This is a genomic window from Ramlibacter sp. WS9 (genome assembly GCF_003797765.1).
In the GTDB taxonomy this organism is placed as follows: domain Bacteria; phylum Pseudomonadota; class Gammaproteobacteria; order Burkholderiales; family Burkholderiaceae_C; genus Ramlibacter.
Map to the genome: position 1 here is coordinate 20,339 of NZ_RKMB01000033.1, position 18,230 is coordinate 38,568.

Sequence of the window (18,230 nt, forward strand, 5' to 3'; positions counted from 1 at the left end):
GCCGGACGCCGTAGCCATCGCGCCGCGGCCCGGCCATGCACGGCGTTGCCGCGAGGTCCACGAGCGCCAGGGACAGAAACTACCCACCCGCCACCCAAGCCCCATGCCCCGCCAGCTGCAAGCTCACGGGTGCACCCGGCTCGAGCCCCGCACCGACGGCCGGCACGTGCACGAGCACTGCGCCCAGCTGCGTCTCCACCATGTACTCCATCTGCCGGCCGAGGAACGAACGCTTGACGATTCGACCGGCCAGGCCGGGTTGCGCGCAGTGGAGCACGCGCCACGCCTCGGGCCGCACTGCCACCTGCACCGGCCCCTCTGCACCCGCGTGTGGCTGCGCCAACGCGATCGGGCCGAGCCAGACGGATTGCGCCGCGTCTCGATGGCCGGTCACGATGCTCGCTTCGCCCATGAACGCTGCCGCGAATGCCGTTGCGGGCGACTCGTAGAGAGACCGTGGACTCCCTGCCTGCACGACGCGGCCTGCCTCCATCAGCACGACGTGGTCACTCACGGCAAGCGCCTCGCGCTGGTCGTGCGTGACGTAGATGACCGTCAGGCCGAGCCGCCGCTGCAGGTCGCGGATCTCTTCGCGCAACGCGCGGCGCAGGCGCGGCTCGACACTCGATAGCGGTTCATCCAGCAGCAACACGGCCGGTGCTTGCGCCAGCGCGCGAGCCACTGCAACGCGCTGCTGCTCGCCGCCTGACAGCGTCGAAGGCCATCGGCTACCGAACCCCGCCAGGCCCACCGCATCGAGCGCGTGCCTTGCGCGCGCGAGCGCCTCGCGCGGCGCCACCCCAGCGGCTTCCAGCGGGAACATCACGTTCTCGTGCGCATCCAGATGCGGGAACAGCGCCCCCTCCTGGAACACCATGCCCACCGGCCGTTGCTCAGCCGGCAGCAAGGCGAGGTCATTCCCTTCGAGCAGCAGTTGCCCGCCGTCCGGCTGCGCCAGCCCGGCGATGGCTCGCAGCACGGTCGTCTTGCCGCAACCCGAAGGGCCGAGCAGCGCCGTGAGCGAGCCCGCCGGCACGTCGAAGCTCACGTCCTGCAACGTATCGGCCGGTGCGCCGGGGTAGCGCAACTTCAGCTGCCTGACCTGCAGCAAGCCGCTCACGTCGCCCTCACCAGCCGGATCGGGCGCGTGACGCGGCCCAGTCGCAGGCCCTCGGCCAGCCAATGCGCGACGGCCATGAAGGCCGACAGCAGCAGCACCAATACTGCGCTGTACGCGAACACGAGTCCGTAGTCACCCTGCCCTGCCCGGCCGATGATGAAGGTCGTGGCCAGTTCGGTCTCCGCGGTGACGAGGAAGACCACGGCCGACACGGTCGTCATCGAACGCACGAAGCTGTAGACGAGCGACCCGGACAGCGCCGGTTTGAGCAGCGGCAGCGCGACTTGCCACAACGTCCGCGCTGTCGAGGCGCCCAGGACACGCGACGCGTCCTCCAGCGCGCTGTCCATCTGCCTGAAAGCCGCGGTGCCGATCCCCACCCCCACCGGCAGGCTGCGGAAGATGAAGCACATCACGATCAGCGCCGCCGTGCGCGTGAGCTCGATCGGCGGGCTGTTGAAGACGAGGACGTAGCTCAAGCCCAGCACGGTGCCCGGCAAGGCCAGCGCCATCAGCGCCGTGAGTTCGATCACGTGCTGGCCGGGAAAGCGGTTGCGCTGGAGCAGCCACGCCATCAGCATGCTGCCCAATGCACTGACCACCGCTGCAACGGAGGCGAACGTCAGGCTGTTGAGCAGCGACGGCCACGCCAGGCCGGTGAGTTCGAGAGACCCGTTCGCGAAAGAAAAGCCGAACGCGCCCGCGAAGTGCTTCATCGTCGGCTGGAAGTCGCGGCCCCAGGTCTCGACGAAAGCCGCCGAGATGGCGCTGAGGTACAAGCCCGCCGTCAGCAGCAACCAAGGCAGCGACACCAGCACGGCAACACGCCGCCAGCCCGCCGGCAGGAGCGCGGGCGCCGCCCTCCCACGGGCTTCGGCGCCGCGGTAGTCCCGCGTGCGCAGCACGGCGCGCTGCATCACGAAGACGCCCAAGGCGAACGATGCCAGGACCAGCGCCAGCGCCGCCGCGCGCCCCCCATCGAACTGCGCACCCAGGATCGCATAGAAGATTTCGGTCGACAGCACGCCGTAGGAGCCGCCGATGATGATCGGGCTGCCGAAATCGCCGACGCTCTCCAGGAAGCCCACCAGGAAAGCATGTGCAAATGCCGGCGCCAGCAACGGCAGCGTTACGCGGCGGAAGATGTAGGCCCGCGATGCGCTCATCGTGCGCGCGGCTTCCTCCAGCGCCGGATTCAGGCCCACGAGCGCGCCGCGCACGATCAGGTAGGCAATGGGCGTGAACGAGAACATCTGCGCGAGCCACAGCCCAGGCAGGCCGTAGAGGCCGCGCCCGGGCACGAAGCCGAACGAAGCCTCCAGGGCCTGGCTGATGAGGCCCGAGCGGCCGAGTAGCAGGATCAACGCCAGGGCCGCGATGAAGGGCGGCGCCACGAAAGGCAACGGAGCCAGCAAGCGGACGAGGCGCGCCAGGCGCCATCCGCTGCGCAGCTCCGCCAGCGCCAGCAGCGCACCCAGAAACGTCGTGCCGCCGGCCGTCAGCAGGGCCAGTACCAACGTGTTCCAGGCCACGCCGCAATTGGGCTCTTGCGTCAAACACGACAGGTTCCACACACTCTCCCCACCCACCCGCGCCCAGGCCGCCATCGGGCTGAACCGCCCATCGTCGCCGATGAAAGCCACCGCCAGGCCGCGCACCAGCGGATACACAACGAATAGCATCAGCACGCATGCGGTCAACACAGCGACGGCGCTCGCGAACAAGTCACCCTTGAAAGCCGGCCGCACGTGCGCGAGCCCGAACGAACCCAGAACCACCAATGCCGTGAGCACACCGGCGCTGCCCCAGCCGAAAGCCAACCGCGGCACGCTCGGAGCGAAACTGCCGTACGCGAGAAGCCACAGGGCGCCGCCGAATCCGGCCGCCATCAGCAAGCGGGCCCGCACGCGCGGGTCTTGCAGGCGCAGGGAGCCCGCACACGCAGCGAGCGCGGCCAGGCCCCAGAGCAAGCCGGGCTGGCGAAACAGGAAGGCCTGCCAAAGCGCCGTGGCCGATTCCGCGTCAGTCACCAGGCTGCCCGGCAATGCCAACCCGGCGAAACCAGCAGACAGGCTGTGCCACGGCAGCAGCAGGAAAGCGGCTGCGCCGAAGGCGCTCCATGCCACGACGGCCCGGCGTTCCGTGCGCTCGCTCATTCTGCAGGCCGCCAGCCGATTACCGCGTCCACGCCCGTGGTGCGGCCGCCTTCCACGCGGTTGTACAGGCGCACCTGCGCGCCCATGGCTTCGCCGATCTGCTGGCAGATCGACAGCCCCAGCCCCACGCCGCCCCGCGCGGCGGTGAACGGCGTGAAGAGGCGCGGCTTGACGTCGTCGTCGATGCCGGCGCCTTCGTCCCACACGACGACTTCGCGAAACGGCGCGGGCCGCATCACGATGCCCAGTCGCGCCCCGCGAGGGCTGTGGTGGATGGCGTTGGCCAGCAGGTTGCGGATCAATTCGCCCAGCATCATCGGGTCGGCCGAGGCCTCGAACTCTTCGCCTTCGAGTGCGAAGTCCAGGCGCTGCTGCGCGATGAGGGGAGACAGTTCGACCACGGCCTCGTGCACCACGCTACCGATTGCCATCGACTGGAGCTGTCCAATGCGTTTGAGTTGCTCGATGCGTGTCAGGCTCAGCAGCTGGTTGGCCAGGCCCGCCGCGCGGTCCACGGTGTGCAGCATCTCGCCCAGCGTGGCGCGCGGATCTGCTTCCGACACCAGCGCCGACTGCAACTGCGTGCGCAGCACCGCCATCGGCGTGCGCAACTGGTGCGCCGCGTCCGCAAGGAACCGCCGCTGCTCGTCGACCCACTGGCGCTGCTGGCGCTGCAGTTCCCGCACGTTGTCCAGCGTGGGCTGCAGTTCTTCGGGCGCCGCGACGTGCGCGGGCTTCTCGACGTCGAAGTCCTGCAGCGCGCGGACGATCCAGCGCCGGGCCCGCATCGCTGCCAATGCCGCGGCGACCAGCATCAGCAGCACACCGGCCGCGAAAGCACTGGCTGGGCCGGGCGAAGACAGGCTCATGCCTGGCAACCGACGCGCCAACGGCTCGGCGACCTGGACCACGACCGCTTCACCGCCCGGGCCCGGCTTCAAGGCCACCGCGGCGCGTGTGATGTCCCCGCCCACGCGTGTGAAATACAGCCGTGGCGCGTCGCCTGCGCGGAGTTCTCCGGGCCAGGTATACGCGGGCAAGGCTGCGTCACCCTCCAGGCGCTCGCCGGTGGTGCGACTCACGCGGCGCACCACATTCGCATCCGGATTGGGGCTATCCAGCGCTCCGACAAGCCGCGCGTCTTGCTGGCGGGCCAGCGCGCTGTAGCTCATGAACTGCTGGACGCTCGCGACCGCCAGCACGAGCGCGGCGGCGCCGGCGCCCAGCCACCAAAGGAAGTGCCGCTTCAAGGACACGACGCCGCCTCTCAGGGCGGGGGCGTGCCAGCGGTGTCGTCCCGCAGCAGGTAGCCCACGTTGCGCAGGTTGACCACTTCAACGCCCGCGCCCAGCAACTTCTTGCGCAGGCGGTGCAGCAGCACGTCGAGCGCCTCGGGCTTCACGGATTCATCGCCGCCGAACACCGCCGTGAGCAGCTCGCGGTTCGGCACCACACGATCGACCCGCGCCATGAGCGCGCGCAGCAGCGTGGATTCGCGCGGCGACAGGTCGAGCGGCATCTCGCTGCGCCAGCAACTGCCGCTGGACTGGTCGAAACGCAGCAGGCCGCAGCGCAGCTGGCCGTCGCGGCCGAAGCGCCGCGTCAGCGCCTTGAGGCGCGCTTCCAGCTCCACCAGATCGAAAGGTTTGCCGAGGTAGTCGTCGGCGCCGGCTTCGAGGCCGACCACCTTCTCAGCGACTTGGGAGCGCGCCGTGATCACAAGGACCGGCGTGGTGCTGTTGTCGCTGCGCAGGCGCTGCAACACCTCCAGGCCGTCCAACTGCGGCAGGCTCAGGTCCAGCAGGATGACGTCGAAGGCCTGCTTGCGCGCGAGCGTCAACGCCTCCTTGCCGTCGGCGCAGCACAGCACGTCCCAGCCCTTCCCGGCAAGGTATCGGCTCAGCACACCGCTGAAATCGAAGTCGTCTTCCGCAAGCAGCAATCTCATTGGTACAGCATTCATCACCCCCCGAGGGGCCGCCTCGGGGGATTCCCTATGTCAGCTCGATGCCTTGAGCATCAGCTCGATCTTCGATCCGCGGCGTGTCACCTCATCGACACGCTGCAGACGTGCTTCAGCGCTGAGCCCCGCGTCGTTGATGATGCGTTGCCGCGCGGTGAACATCTCGATGTCCGCGATCGTCACCAGTTGCCGGTTGGTGGACTTGCGAAACCCCGTCAGCTTGTCGATGTTCCAGAGGATGCCTTTCTCCTCCGGATCGGTGGCGCCGAACCGCTCGGTGAATGCGGCGATGCGCGTCTTGAGAGAGGCCGGCAGGCTGTCGCGCCAGACCATCGGGGATTCGGGAATCTCGGGCGACTCCCACACCACACGGACCAGGGCGGCCTGCTCGGGCTGGTTCGTGCGCAGGTTGTCGAGCTCGGTCGTGTTGTTCGTCGCGACGTCCACTTCGCGTTTGGCCGTGGCGAGCAGGTTGGCTTCGTGGCTGCCGCGCTTCGTCTCCTTGAACAGCTTGCCCGGATCGTTCGCGCCCCTCTTCACGAAGGCGAAGTACATCGGCACGATGTGGCCCGACACGCTCTTCAGGTCTCCGTCGCCGAAGACCAGTTGCGGCGCCTGGCGCTGCACGTCATCCAGGCTGCGAATGGCGCTGTCGCGGTGCGCGATCAACACGGAGCGGTAGGACGTCTTGCCCTGGTTCACCTTGACGGCGAAGACGCTGCCCTTGCCCGCCTCGACGATCTCGAGCGCGCCGGCGTTGCCAAGCCAGGCGAGATCGACCTTGCCGTCGACAAAGTCCTTCACCAACTCCGCGGCCGTGGCATAGGTCTGCGCAGAAATGGGCAGTCCCGCGGAAACGCTCATGCGTTCGATGAAGGGATTCCAGTTCTTCAGCGTCAGCTCCGCGTTGCGCGGCGTGATGAGGCCGAATGTCAGCCGGGCTGGCGGTGGTGCCTTCGCCGCGGGGCGGCGCGGATTGGTTTGGGCCCAAAGGGCGGGTGCGGCAGCCACGAGGCCGCCGGCCGAGATGATGAGACGCCGCTTCATACCTTGCTCCTTCATGATCAGACCTTCCCGAGCTTCAGCATCAGCTCCAGCCGCGTCCCGCGCTTGATCGCTTCGTCGATCTTTGCGGCGCGCTCCTCCGGCGGAGTCTTCGCATCGTTGTTGATGCGCTGGCGCGCGTTGAACATCTCCACGTCGGCGATGGTCACCAACTGCGCGTTGCTGGACTTGCGAAACCCCGTCAGGTTGTTCATCTTCTTGAGCGCGGCCTTCTCGTCGGCGAGCCTGGAGCCGTAATTCACCACGAATGCCTGCAGCCTGGCTTTGAGCGGCGCGGAGAGTTCGTTGCGGTAGACGAGCGGCGACTCGGGGATGTCCTTCGACTGCCAGACCACGCGCAGTTGCGAGGCCAGCTCGGGCGACAGCGACTGGAACTTCTGCAGCTCGTTCGAGTTGGTCGTGCCCAGGTCGATCTCTCGCCTGGCCACGCGCTCCATGTTCTCGGCCAGGCTGCCGCGCCTGACTTCCTTGAACAGCGCATCGGGGTCGTTGATGCCGCGCCGCACGAAGGCGAAGTAACGCGGGACGATATGGCCCGACGTGCTCTTCACGTCGCCGTCACCGTAGACGTACTTCCCCTTGTTCGCCTGCAAGTCGCCCAGCGACTGGATCGGACTATGCGCGTGCGTGACGATCACTGAGCGGTACGCCGATTGGCCATTCACCACCATCTGCGCGAACACCGTGGCCTGGCCGTTTTCCACCAACGCCAGCGCGGGAACGTTGCCGACCCAGGCGACATCGACGTTGCCCTGCGCGAACCCGTCGACCAGGTCGCCCTGCATCGGGAAGGCCTTGCCCTCCACTGGCACGCCCAGGCTCTTGCTCATCGCCTCGATGAACGGCGCCCAGTCGGCCAGTGACTGCTCGGCATTCTTCAGCGCGATCAGCCCGAACACCAGCTTTTGCGGCGGCGCCGACACCACCTGCCTCGTCTTGACGTAGCCCTGCGGCGACGCCGGTTTCTGGGCCGAAGCCAGCCCCGTGGCCAGCATGAGGGCCGACGCGATCATCATCCATCTACGCAACATGTGAGTCTCCTTCACCATTCGATCCGATCACTGCTCCCTGGCTTGTTCATGAGCTGTTCGCAATAGCGGGCATGCGCATGCCGCGATAGTGCGCGCGGCAGGGATTGAACTTGAGAGTGGAAGCCCGCTCAAGGAGCGAAAGGAAACTGAAAGTCGCTCGGCGCTCGGCGCTCGTAGACCTCGCGGCAAAGCTATGCGTGGGCGGGCTGCGGCGCGATGGCTACGGCGTTCGGCATCGCCTGCTTCGCAAGCTCCTGCCGAATTCCTTGCGCCGGGAGACCCCGCGACCCGCGCGAAAAAACTCCCTGCGCTTCGCTCCGGTCAAACAGTTTTCGCGAGCATGAGACGGTCGCACGGCTGAAGCCGTGCTGGGTCGCGAGGTCACCCGCCGCAAGCGCCTGAGCTTTATTCGCGCCGCAGCCCGCCCACGCACAGCTTTGCAGAGACATTGTTGGCGCGCCACCGGTCGCGTGCCAACGCTCTGACATTTCTGCTCCAACATCGGCTCACCACCGCTGGCACGCCACCATCTCACTGCAACGCCGTGCATGGCCGGGCCGCGGCGCGAATAAAGCTCAGGCGCCCGCGGTGGACGGTCTTGTGGCCCAGCGTCGCTTGCGACGCGACCGTCTCATGCTCGCGGCACTTGTTTGAACCGCGCAAGGCGCGGTGAGTTGTGCCGCGCGGGCCGCAAGACCGTCCAGCGCGGGGACTCCGGCAGGAGCTTGCGAAAGCAAGCGATGCCGGACGCCGTAGCCATCGCGCCGCGGCCCGGCCATGCACGGCGTTGCCGCGAGGTCTCAGAGCGCCCGGAAAGAACTAGCCGAACAGCCTATTCCTTCGTCAACGTCATCAGGATATCGGCGTACCAGGCGCAGTTGAGACCCAGTGCCTCGTCGAGCTTCAAATCACGCGTGCCAACGTCCATGCGCGACGAGTGGATGCCCAGCAGCATCCAGGGCAGATCGCCCAGGCCTTCCTTGGCCGCGCGCATGACCACCGGCGCGCCGCTCGTGCCGCGGTGGGTGCGCGCGTCGGTGAGGAAATAGCCCTTGCCCTGGAACCGCATGCCGAACGATGAAGCGTTGACGGCGTGCCTGACCACGGGCAGGTGATGCAGCGCATCGTGAAACCCGAGGGGGAATCCCACCACGAGCAACAACGAACCGACTTCCACCGGTTCGGCCGGGCCCGCCAGATGGTCTGGCGTGAAAGCGCGGTACTCGGCGGTCTTGGGCAACGCACCGCGCTCGATCTCCAGCACCGCCACGTCGATGTCGCCGCCGGTGTCGCGGCCTTGCCGCCAGACGCTCTTGCCGTCACGGTACAGCGGCATCGAAAAGCCGGTGGACCGGGCCATGTTCACCGGGTCGATGTGCAGTTCGATCTCGATCCGGTCCGGGTAGTGCTTGCTGGGTTCGTCGACCATCACGTGGCGGCTCGTCACCAGGAAGAGGCGCTCGCCTCGCTGGAAGAAGAACCCGCTGGCGTTGGTGAGGATGCGCTGCCGATCGAAGGTGACGACGCGCGCGGCCGCCAGCAGCAGCGTATCGATCGCCGGGGGCTGCATGGCCACCGCGTGGGGAGCCGAAGACGGCATGGGGCGCAGGGGTGCAGGCGTGGGGGCGTCGGACATGGGCCATTGTCCGCCATGCGGCACCGCGTAGTCCGCATGCAACATGCGCATGGGCCACAAATAATGGATCGGAGCGGCCACAGCTCGTCAGTGTGACAATATCGTTACGTGGACAAACACAACGACCCGGCCCAATCGCTCTTCGGGGATTCCAACCAGGAAGCCCCAGCGGCTCTCGCCGCTGCGCTCGCGCCCCCCGCCGCCCCAGGACACTTCGACGAGTTGCGCGGTGGCGTGTCCGCGCCTTCGGACGATGCCGCCGCACCGAATAAGGTCGAGCCACATGCCATGCCCAGCCCGCCCTGGGCCCGCTTCTTCGAGAACCTCGGGCATGACGGCTTCATCGACCTGAACCGCCGCACCGTCAACCTCGAACGGCAGGTGCGGGACAACGGCATCACCTACAACGTGTATGCCGACGCCAACGGCCCGCAGCGCCCGTGGTCGCTCGACCTGTTCCCGCTGATCATCACGCCTGAGAGCTGGCAGCAGATAGAAGCGGGCGTCCTGCAGCGCGTGCAGCTGCTCGATCGCATCATGGCCGACGTGTACGGCCCGCAGCAATTGCTTGCAAGAAACCTGCTGCCCCCCGCTTTGGTGCAGGGCCACCCCGGTTACCTGCGCGCGATGCACGGCGTCACGCCCGCTGGTGGTGCGCATTTGCACATCGCGGCCTTCGACATGGCGCGAGACCCGGCCGGCAACTGGTGGGTCATCTCGCAACGCACGCAGGCACCGTCCGGGTTGGGCTATTTGCTGGAAAACCGGCTCATCACCTCGCGCCTGTTCCCCGAAGCGTTCCGCGACCTGAAGGTGCAGCGCCTGGCCGCGACCTACCGCGCGCTGGTAGACGGCCTGCGCGCGATGTGCCCGGCCGACAGCGAGCCGCGCATCGTCCTGCTCACGCCCGGCCCGTACAACGAAACCTACTTCGAGCATGCCTACCTGGCGCGCTACCTGGGCCTGACGCTGGTCGAAGGCAGCGACCTCACGGTGCGCGACCAGCGCCTGTACCTCAAGACCCTGCAGGGCCTGGAGCCGGTGCACGGCATCCTCAAGCGCCTGGACGACGAGTTCCTGGATCCACTGGAGCTCCGGTCCGACTCGCGCCTGGGCGTGCCCGGCTTGCTGCAGGCGATCCGCGCCGGCAACGTGCTGGTGGCCAACGCGCCCGGCTCCGCCTTCCTGGAGTCCACCGCCCTGCTCGGCTTCCTGCCCGCGCTGTCGCGGCACCTGCTCGGCGAGGAACTGAAAATGCCGTCGCTCGCCACCTGGTGGTGCGGCGAGCGGGCCGCCCTGGAAGCGGTGTTGCCCCAATTGGCCGGCAGCGTCATCAAGCCCACGTACGGCGGCGCCGGCTCGGGCGCGACATTGGGCAAGTACCTTTCGCGCCGCGAGCTCGACGAATGGGCCGGCCGCATCGTGCGCGAATCCGAAGACCACACGGTGCAGGCGTACCTGCCCCTGTCGCAAATGCCCACGTGGAAACACGGCCCGGAAGGCGACCACATCGTGCCCCGCTCGATGATGCTGCGCGTGTTCGCGGTGTCCGACGGCGTGCGCTCCTGGCGCGTGCTGCCCGGCGGCCTGACGCGCATTGCCAGCGCCGCGCTCGAGATCACTTCGATGCAGCGCGGCGGCAGCAGCGCCGACACTTGGGTGCTGACCCACGGCGAAGTCGACGCTACGAGCCTGCTGCACTACGAGCAGCCCGCAGTCGACATCGCGCATCGCAGCCGCAGCGCGACGAGCCGGGCGGCCGAGAATCTCTTCTGGCTGGGCCGCTACACCGAGCGAACCGAGAACACCGCGCGTTTGGCACGGCTCATCCTCGAAAGCCTGAACGGCGAAGACCAGACGTCCCAGCCGCTTTTGGCCTGGCTGAGCGAAATGGCCGTGGCCGGTGCGCTCGTGCTGCCCGCCGTTCCACCCGCCACGCAAAGCCGCCGTGTGTTCGAACGCTCGCTGATCGCCGGCCTGGGTGACACGGAAGACGCCACCAGCGTCGGCTTCAACCTGCAGGCCTTGCGCGGCGCGGCATCGGCGGTGCGCGAGCGCCTGTCGCAAGAACAGTGGAACGTCATCATGCGCGCCGAGAAAGAATTCTTTAGCGGCTGCGCGTTGGTCACCGAAGACGGCGACTACTCGTCGGTGGAGGCGCTGCGTGTGCTGGAGGCGCTGTCGGGCGCCACCGCCGCGATGACCGGCGCGCAAACCGACCGCATGACGCGAGACGACGGCTGGCGGCTGCTCTCCAGCGGACGCCATCTGGAGCGCCTGGGCTTTCTGGCCGCGTCGCTGGGCTGGGCCATCGAGACGGAGGCGCTGTTCGACGAAGGCGGCTTCGAAGCGGTGGTCGCGCTGTTCGACAGCACCATCACCTTCCATGCACAGTACCAGCAGCGCCACGACATCCCCGCCCTGCTGGACTTGCTGGTGCTGGACCGCGACAACCCCCGCTCACTCGGCTGGGTGGCGCAGACCCTGCGCGGCCGCCTGGCCAAGCTTGCGGGCAGCGCCGCCGGCGAAGTGCCGGACATCGCCCTGACCGTGCCCGATCCGCGCCAATGGTCACTGCAGGCCATGTGCGAGCGCGATGCCGACGGCAAATACACCGTGCTGCTCGATCTGTTGCAGCAGTGCACCGACGCCGCGTACAAATTGTCGGACGACCTGGGTGCCCGCTACTTCACGCACTCGGGCGACGCGCGCCACAGCGTCGGCGCGTAATCGAAAACCATCATGCTGCTGCACGTCGTCCACGAAACGCACTACGACTACGCGCCCGCGGTCAAGACCGCGCAGCACGTGGCCCACCTCAAGCCCGCCAACAGCAGCCGGCAGCGGCTGTTGAAGCATGTTCTCGCGATCGAGCCCGGCCCCGCGCAGCAGAGCGAATCCATCGATGTCTTCGGCAACACGCGGGCCTTCTTCAGCCTGCAGGGCGCGCATGGCGAACTGAAGGTCGTGGCCGACAGCCTGGTCTCGACTTCCGCGCCCGTTGCACCGCAAAGCAAGATGTCGTGGGAGCAGGCGCGCGAACGCATGCGCTACCACCGCGGCGCCGCGTACGACCCGGCGGCGGAATTCGTCTTCCCCTCGCCCTACGTCCCCCGCCACGAAAAATTCATCGCCTACGCGCGGCCCAGCTTCATGCCGGACCGTCCGCTGTTCGAGGCCGCGCACGAACTGATGGAGCGCATCCACACCGACTTCGAATACGAGACCGAGGCCACTGACGTGAGCACGCCCGCACTGGAAGCGCTGGAGCTGCGCAAGGGTGTGTGCCAGGATTTCGCACACGTGATGCTGGCGTGCCTGCGCAGCCTGGGCCTGCCGGCACGCTACGTGAGCGGCTATCTGCTGACTGAGCCCCCGCCCGGCAAGGCACGGCTGGTCGGCGCCGATGCATCACACGCCTGGGTGTCGGTGTACCTGCCCGGCGACGGCGAGCCCGGCGAATGGGCTGACCTAGACCCGACCAACAACCGCCCGCCCGGCGAAGATTACGTGACGCTCGCCACCGGCCGCGATTATTCCGACGTGGCCCCGGTCCGTGGCGTGCTGCATGGCGGCGCCAACCACACACTTCGGGTCGCCGTGACGGTCACTCCCGTCGAGCAGGCCGAACCCGCGCCGCGGTAGACGCCTCCTACAATCGCCTGATCCCCAAATGGACCAGGAGAGCCCCATGAGCGTTTACGACAAGCTGAAAGAACAGGGCATCACCCTGCCCCCGGTGGCCACACCCGCCGCCGCCTACGTGCCCTTCGTGCAGACCGGCAACCTGGTCTACCTGTCGGGCCACATCGCCAAGAAGGACGGCAAGGCCTGGGTCGGCCAGGCGGGCAAGAACATGACGACGGAAGAAGCCAAGGGCGCAGCGCGCGCCGTGGCCATCGATTTGATGGGCACCCTGCATGCGGCCGTGGGGGACCTGAACAAGGTCAAGCGCATCGTCAAGCTGGTGAGCCTGGTCAATTCCACCAGCGACTTCACCGACCACCACCTGGTGACCAACGGCGCGAGCGACCTGCTAGGCGAGGTGTTCGGCGCGAAGGGCGCGCATGCCCGCGCGGCTTTCGGTGTGGCGCAGCTGCCGATGGGCGCCTGCGTCGAGATCGATATGGTGGCGGAGATCTGAGCCTGCCATCGGCAGTCAGGCGGCCTGGTACGCGTCCCGCAACTGCCGCTTGAGCACCTTCCCGATCTCACTGCGGGGCAGTTCGTCGACATAGCGCACCGCGGACAGCCGCTGCGTCTTGCCCAACTGCCCGTTCGCCCAGGCGCGCAACTCCTCTTCCGCTGGCGCGCCAGGAGCCCGGACGACAAAGGCCACAGGTGTCTCGCCCCACTCCTGCGAAGGCACACCCACCACCGCGGCATCCGCCACGCCAGCATGTTGGCGCAGCACGGCCTCCAGGTCGCTCGGGTAGATGTTGAAGCCGCCGGAGATCACCATGTCCTTGCGCCGGTCCATCAGCGTGAGGAAACCCTCTTCATCGAAGCGCCCGACGTCGCCGGTGCGGATGAATCGATTGCCCTGCGCGTCATACCACTCGGCCTCGCGCGTCTTCAAGGGCTGGTTGTGGTACGCCGTCATCATGGATGCGGAGCGGCCGACCACCTCACCGATCTCGCCGAAGGGCAGCTCGCGCTCGTCCTCGTCGATCACGCGGATGTCGTGGCCCTCGGCGGGCTTGCCCACGGTGTGCAGCTTGTCCGGGAAGTTGTGCGCCTCCAGGATGCAGGTGCCGCCGCCTTCGGTCATGCCATAGAACTCCACCAGGCCGCCCGGCCAGCGCTGCAGGATGTCGGCCTTGAGATCCGCGAGGAAAGGCGCGCTGGTGCAGAACTTCATCTGAAACGACGACAGGTCGTAGCCGTCGAATTCCGGCTGCGCCATGATGCGCCGGTACTGCACGGGCACCAGCATCGCGTGTGTCGCGCGCACCTTTTCCGCCAGCGCGCACCAGGTCGCGGCGTCGAACTTGGGCGGCGCCAGCACCGCGCAGCCGCCCTTGGCAAGGGTCGGGAAGAAGCACACCAGCGTGGTGTTGGAGCACAGCGACGTGGCGATCATCGTCACCGCGCTGAGGCCGTAGCCATAGTTCTCCGCGCGCGCCACGTGCTGCCAGCGCATGCCGTGCGACTGCACGATGCCCTTGGGCGAACCCGTGGTGCCCGACGAATAGATGATGTTGAACGCCCAGTCCGGCTGAACGTCGACCTTGCGCGGCCGTGTGCCGGCCGGTGCGAGCCAACGCTCCAGCGAAGGCGATGCGGAGCCGTCCATGTAGATGCGCTGCACCGGCGTGTCGAAGGCTGGCACGGACCCGTCCACGAAGAAGTGCTCCGCCCCGGTATCGGCCAACATCGCCGCCAGCTGCGCCGGTGACGACTGCGTGGCCAGCGGCGCCACTGCCACGCCGGCCCGCAAGGCGCCGAGAAACACCGCGGCATATTCGAGCGAATTGGAGGCGCAGATCGCGATGCTGCGGCGCGGCTTCAAGCCGTCGCGCTGCAGCGAGGCGGCGACCCGGTTTGCCATCGCGTCAAGCTGGGCCCAAGTGACGCTTCGGTCGCCCTGCACCAGTGCCAACTGGCGTGGCCGCGCCAAGGCGTGTTCGCGCACGAGGTCGGCGATGGTGCGAAAGGGAGGCGCGTCCGAGGTGGGCGCGGACGCTGCGGGCGCCGTGGAGGAAAGTGCGGAGGGGTTGCGGGGCATGCGGAGCATCTTAAAACCCGCGGGGCAACGCGGCGGTCACCAATGCAGCGACGCGACTCGCAAAATTTCTTGCGGCGCTTGCCTGCAAACTAATAAACTACAAATTGGACGCCAATCCACGAGACCCAACGTGGGTGCGGGTCAGAGAGGAGCGAATGAGCACTTTGAGGCGACAACACCAGGTTTCCCCGCAGTGTTACCCGCTACGTCAGGCAACCCAGAAGCTGCGCGATCGAATCCGAGCGCACATCGTCCAGACAAATGATTCATAGGAACCGGGAAAAATGCAACGAAGAGCAGCGACAGCAGTGCTCAGTACATTGGTGGTTGCCTTGGCGGCTACGGGAGTGGTCATGGTTGTGCTCAGGGCGCTTCTCCTTGCCGAGGCCTTCTCTGGCAATACCCCGTCACCGGCCGACCCGTACGACGGCGGTTACGCGCGGCATCCCGGCCTGACGTTGCTCCACATAGTGCCGGGTCTTGTCTTCGTGATTCTGGGACCCCTTCAGTTCGCCACCAGGATTCGCGCTCGATATACCAACCTCCACAGATGGTGCGGCCGTATCTATGTGGCGTCCGGTGCGGTTGTCGGTGTGAGCGCGCTGGTCCTGGGAGTCGTCGTCGGCTTTGCAGGTTCGACGGAAACAACCGCTGTCACGTTTTTCTCCACGCTGTTTCTGATCTCCCTTGGCCTCGCCGTTTTCCGGATCCGCCGGCGCGAAGTCGCCGCCCATCGCGAATGGATGATTCGCGCTTTTGCCCTCGGTTTGGCAGTGACCACCATGCGTCCGATGGTGGGGATACTCACCGCCCTGGCTGGCCTGCCGTTTTCGGAGGCCCTTGGAATTTCCTTCTGGTTGGCGTTTTCGCTGCATTTGGTTCTGGCGGAATGCTGGATCAGCTTTACACGCACAGAGCGAAATCCCGTAAGCGCGACCGTGAGCGTGCCATCAACTTCACGTTTCCCATGAACGAATCCACCCTCGGTTCGGTGTTGGCCATGCTTGTAGTCGCCACGCTCGCTTACTTCATAGCTCGATGGCTATGTATTGTCGTCAGAGGCAAGTACGCGTGGATTCTGTTCGTGCTTGCATTCATCGCAACCGCCCTGTCGATCTTCACAGTGGATGTGAATGTTCCACTTTCCCGATCGCACTTCCGGCCCTCGGGTGATCCCGCGCCACCGTGGGTTGCGTTGCTGGCTTGGCTGTTCAGGATACTTCCTCTTTTTGTGCTTGTCGTTGACCAACTTCTCCCATCTTGGAGGAAACGCTTTGAGAAAACTCGCCGGTAGCAGGTCACTACTGCTTGCGGAAACGCCATGCGGTTCGACGGCATATATCTACCTACATGAGCTTCCACACCGAGGCGAATCTTCACTTCCCAACCGAGACAAGAAATGAACCCACGAATTCAAAGCCGGCTAGCTGAACTGCGACAGGAATACGAAACCGGAAAGGCGCAACTCGCTGCTTCTGAGTCTCGAACAGAGCAACTGCGAATGACGCTGGAACGAATTCGCGGCGCCATCCAAGTCCTGGAAGAGCTGGCAGCGGAAGGTGAATGACGGAATGGGAGTACGGCTGGCCACCGTTCGCAAGTTCGCACTGTCATTGCCCGAGGTAGGCGAGGAGCCGCACCATGACTACGCGTCGTTCAGAGTTCGCGGCAAGATATTCGTCACCGTGCCGCCTGGGGACGAGTTCGTACATGTGTTCGTCCCAGAGCAGATCCGCGAGCAGGCGCTGGCCGTGCATGGCGCCTTCCTGGAAAAGCTGTTCTGGGGCGCAAAGGCGTTGGGCCTGAAGGTCAGGCTGGCCGAGGCGGACGCAGAAGCAGTCAAACTGCTGGTTCGGCAGGCTTGGGAGCACAAGGCACCGAAAGCACTGGTCACCGATTTGCCGCACCCCTAGCTTGAAGGAGTTGCCATGCATCTATCGAGACATGTCGAGAGCTATCGCTTCTGGGATGTGGTGGTTCAGTGGGCTCGCGAGCGAATGCAGCACGAGCACCTGGTCGCGCGGGTTCTGGCCAAGGGCGTCATTCGAGAGGGGCTGCGCGTCCAGAGCGTGGACCCGAAGTGGGCGAGCGTCGGCTCCTTCGAGCTGCGGGGCGCTCCCCTCGTGGGGTACGTTTCGAGGGAAGGCGACTTGCCCATATTCGTTCGAGCACCGGCTTTGAAGCATTTGCGCAGCGTGGTCGAACGAGCTGCAGTGCCCGAGCCGGAGCAGCTTCACGATGAGTTTGTTTCCAAGCAGGACTTCCACGCCTGGCTGATCCGAAATCACATCCTTCCGCCGTCGTTCTGGTACGAAGTTCCTGAAAAACTGCGGGCTGACACTTCGGTCGAACAGCGACTTTCTCCCGTGAGCCAACGAGCCCACACACCTTAGGAGCGCGAAATTCACGCACTTCTGCACACCATCGGCGCCATCCTGATACTCCCGTACCTGTTCTTCGCCGCCTTGTTCCTGCTCATTGGCGAGGCGGCAAGATCGAAAGGGTTGTTCGCGCTTGCCGACGTCGTGCTTCACCACGCGACCTGGATCCTGCGTTGGGGAATCTATGGCTTCGCGCTTCTTTGGCTGTGCCTCGTGGCGATGGGGTTCTTCGCCCAATTTCAAAGAATGAGCGCGCTTTGTCTCTGCCTGCTGGCCATCGGCAGCCTCGTCGTGATCGTGGTTCTGCAATCTTCACCGTTCGAAGCCGGCCAACTCTTCTTCCTCGCGCCCTGCATCGCAGTCGCGGTCATGAGTGGCTGGTTGTTCGCACGGGCCGGGGGCGGCGTATAGAGCGCAGCGCAGAGGCCCCCTTTTCAGCCGCTCGACTTGGGTGCAGAATCGAGCGTCCTCAACGGTACACAAAAGAACATGAAAAAAGTCTTGATGTACGTCGCCAACCGGATCTGGCTCATTCTTGGAATCTATTCCCTGAGCCTGCTGGCCGGCGCTGCGAGTTTCGCCCTGCTGGAACAAAAGAGTTTCGGCGAGGGACTCTGGTGGGCGGCCGTCACGGCATTGACGATCGGCTACGGGGACTTGACGCCCGTCACCCCAGCCGGCCGCGTCGCAGGCACCTTCTTCGGCCACTTCTGGATTTTCGTGGTCATCCCCATGATCATCGCGAACATCATTCTTCACCTGATCGAAGACAAGAATATCTTCACCGACGAGGAACAGCGGGAGCTGATGCGAAGAATCCAGCATGTCGAGCAGTTGCTGGACCGGGACTTGGCGCTGGGCCAGAACACGACGGCAAACCGCCCGCCGGCCCTGGCGACGCCAACACCTTCCATCGAAGCGGATGCTGCGAGCTGGCACGCCAGCCGTCCGGTCGCATGAGCGGAGATGGAGGGTGGGCATGCAATTGAACACAACACGTCTTCGTGGACGACATTGCGGCGGCGAAGTTGTTCTATTCGCAGAGCCTTGGGCTCGTGGCCTGACACCGCCGTAGGGCTGGGGCCCTGCAAAGTCGGCGTCAATTAAACTGCTGCGAATTTCCCGCCCTCCTGGCGGCTCCACCGGGCCT

Annotated in this window: 18 protein-coding genes; 10 read left to right on the plus strand and 8 right to left on the minus strand. The window is 66.0% G+C overall.

The window, feature by feature from the left end:
- Positions 1–79 precede the first annotated feature (79 nt).
- The 7 genes from EEB15_RS28965 to EEB15_RS28995 form a co-directional block, all read right to left on the minus strand.
- Positions 80–1,120 carry an ABC transporter ATP-binding protein gene (locus EEB15_RS28965; protein ID WP_141513450.1) on the minus strand — a complete coding sequence of 347 codons (1,041 nt, stop codon included), beginning with the start codon at positions 1,118–1,120 and terminating at the stop codon, positions 80–82.
- Positions 1,117–3,276: an iron ABC transporter permease gene (locus EEB15_RS28970; RefSeq protein WP_141513451.1), complete on the minus strand. Its 2,160-nt coding sequence runs from the start codon at positions 3,274–3,276 to the stop codon at positions 1,117–1,119. The genes EEB15_RS28965 and EEB15_RS28970 overlap by 4 nt, the downstream gene beginning before the upstream one ends.
- Positions 3,273–4,532 (minus strand): ATP-binding protein, encoded by a 1,260-nt coding sequence (locus tag EEB15_RS28975; protein WP_233259662.1) that lies wholly within the window; start codon positions 4,530–4,532, stop codon positions 3,273–3,275. Before EEB15_RS28975 ends, EEB15_RS28970 begins: the two co-directional genes overlap by 4 nt.
- Positions 4,533–4,543: 11 nt before the next feature.
- On the minus strand, positions 4,544–5,224 hold the full coding sequence (locus EEB15_RS28980; RefSeq protein ID WP_141513453.1) for a response regulator transcription factor: 681 nt from the start codon (positions 5,222–5,224) through the stop codon (positions 4,544–4,546).
- A gap of 51 nt (positions 5,225–5,275) precedes the next feature.
- On the minus strand, positions 5,276–6,286 hold the full coding sequence (gene phnD, locus EEB15_RS28985; RefSeq protein WP_158290267.1) for a phosphate/phosphite/phosphonate ABC transporter substrate-binding protein: 1,011 nt from the start codon (positions 6,284–6,286) through the stop codon (positions 5,276–5,278).
- Between the two features lie 17 nt (positions 6,287–6,303).
- Complete coding sequence (phnD, locus tag EEB15_RS28990) at positions 6,304–7,335, minus strand: phosphate/phosphite/phosphonate ABC transporter substrate-binding protein (protein WP_158290268.1); 1,032 nt, start codon at positions 7,333–7,335, stop codon at positions 6,304–6,306.
- Positions 7,336–8,167: 832 nt separating this feature from the next.
- Entirely contained in the window at positions 8,168–8,905 is a 738-nt protein-coding gene (locus EEB15_RS28995; protein ID WP_141513488.1) for a serine protease, read from the minus strand.
- Positions 8,906–9,079: 174 nt separating this feature from the next.
- Here EEB15_RS28995 and EEB15_RS29000 point away from each other — a divergent pair, with 174 nt between their 5' ends.
- The 3 genes from EEB15_RS29000 to EEB15_RS29010 are packed head-to-tail and all read left to right on the plus strand — an operon-like array spanning position 9,080 to position 13,115.
- On the plus strand, positions 9,080–11,701 hold the full coding sequence (locus tag EEB15_RS29000) for a circularly permuted type 2 ATP-grasp protein (protein WP_141513456.1): 2,622 nt from the start codon (positions 9,080–9,082) through the stop codon (positions 11,699–11,701).
- Positions 11,702–11,713: 12 nt separating this feature from the next.
- Complete coding sequence (locus EEB15_RS29005; RefSeq protein WP_141513457.1) at positions 11,714–12,616, plus strand: transglutaminase family protein; 903 nt, start codon at positions 11,714–11,716, stop codon at positions 12,614–12,616.
- Between the two features lie 46 nt (positions 12,617–12,662).
- Complete coding sequence (locus tag EEB15_RS29010) at positions 12,663–13,115, plus strand: RidA family protein (RefSeq protein WP_141513458.1); 453 nt, start codon at positions 12,663–12,665, stop codon at positions 13,113–13,115.
- Between the two features lie 15 nt (positions 13,116–13,130).
- Here EEB15_RS29010 and EEB15_RS29015 read toward each other — a convergent pair whose 3' ends face one another.
- Positions 13,131–14,699, minus strand: a complete 1,569-nt coding sequence (locus EEB15_RS29015) for a class I adenylate-forming enzyme family protein (protein ID WP_141513459.1) — start codon at positions 14,697–14,699, stop codon at positions 13,131–13,133.
- A gap of 353 nt (positions 14,700–15,052) precedes the next feature.
- On the opposite strand from EEB15_RS29015, the gene EEB15_RS29020 reads away from it, so the two are divergent.
- The 7 genes from EEB15_RS29020 (at position 15,053) to EEB15_RS29045 (ending at position 18,040) form a co-directional block, all read left to right on the plus strand.
- On the plus strand, positions 15,053–15,670 hold the full coding sequence (locus EEB15_RS29020) for a DUF2306 domain-containing protein (RefSeq protein WP_158290269.1): 618 nt from the start codon (positions 15,053–15,055) through the stop codon (positions 15,668–15,670).
- Positions 15,667–15,993 carry a hypothetical protein gene (locus tag EEB15_RS29025; protein WP_141513461.1) on the plus strand — a complete coding sequence of 109 codons (327 nt, stop codon included), beginning with the start codon at positions 15,667–15,669 and terminating at the stop codon, positions 15,991–15,993. Before EEB15_RS29020 ends, EEB15_RS29025 begins: the two co-directional genes overlap by 4 nt.
- Positions 15,994–16,098: 105 nt before the next feature.
- Positions 16,099–16,266, plus strand: a complete 168-nt coding sequence (locus tag EEB15_RS34040; RefSeq protein ID WP_199236659.1) for a hypothetical protein — start codon at positions 16,099–16,101, stop codon at positions 16,264–16,266.
- 4 nt (positions 16,267–16,270) lie between these two features.
- On the plus strand, positions 16,271–16,612 hold the full coding sequence (locus EEB15_RS29030; RefSeq protein WP_141513462.1) for an MmcQ/YjbR family DNA-binding protein: 342 nt from the start codon (positions 16,271–16,273) through the stop codon (positions 16,610–16,612).
- A gap of 15 nt (positions 16,613–16,627) precedes the next feature.
- The gene (locus tag EEB15_RS29035; RefSeq protein ID WP_141513463.1) at positions 16,628–17,092 is read left to right on the plus strand and encodes a hypothetical protein; all 465 of its coding nucleotides are present in this window, start codon (positions 16,628–16,630) and stop codon (positions 17,090–17,092) included.
- 72 nt (positions 17,093–17,164) lie between these two features.
- Entirely contained in the window at positions 17,165–17,491 is a 327-nt protein-coding gene (locus EEB15_RS29040; protein ID WP_141513464.1) for a hypothetical protein, read from the plus strand.
- 93 nt (positions 17,492–17,584) lie between these two features.
- The gene (locus EEB15_RS29045; protein WP_158290270.1) at positions 17,585–18,040 is read left to right on the plus strand and encodes a potassium channel family protein; all 456 of its coding nucleotides are present in this window, start codon (positions 17,585–17,587) and stop codon (positions 18,038–18,040) included.
- Positions 18,041–18,230 lie beyond the last annotated feature (190 nt).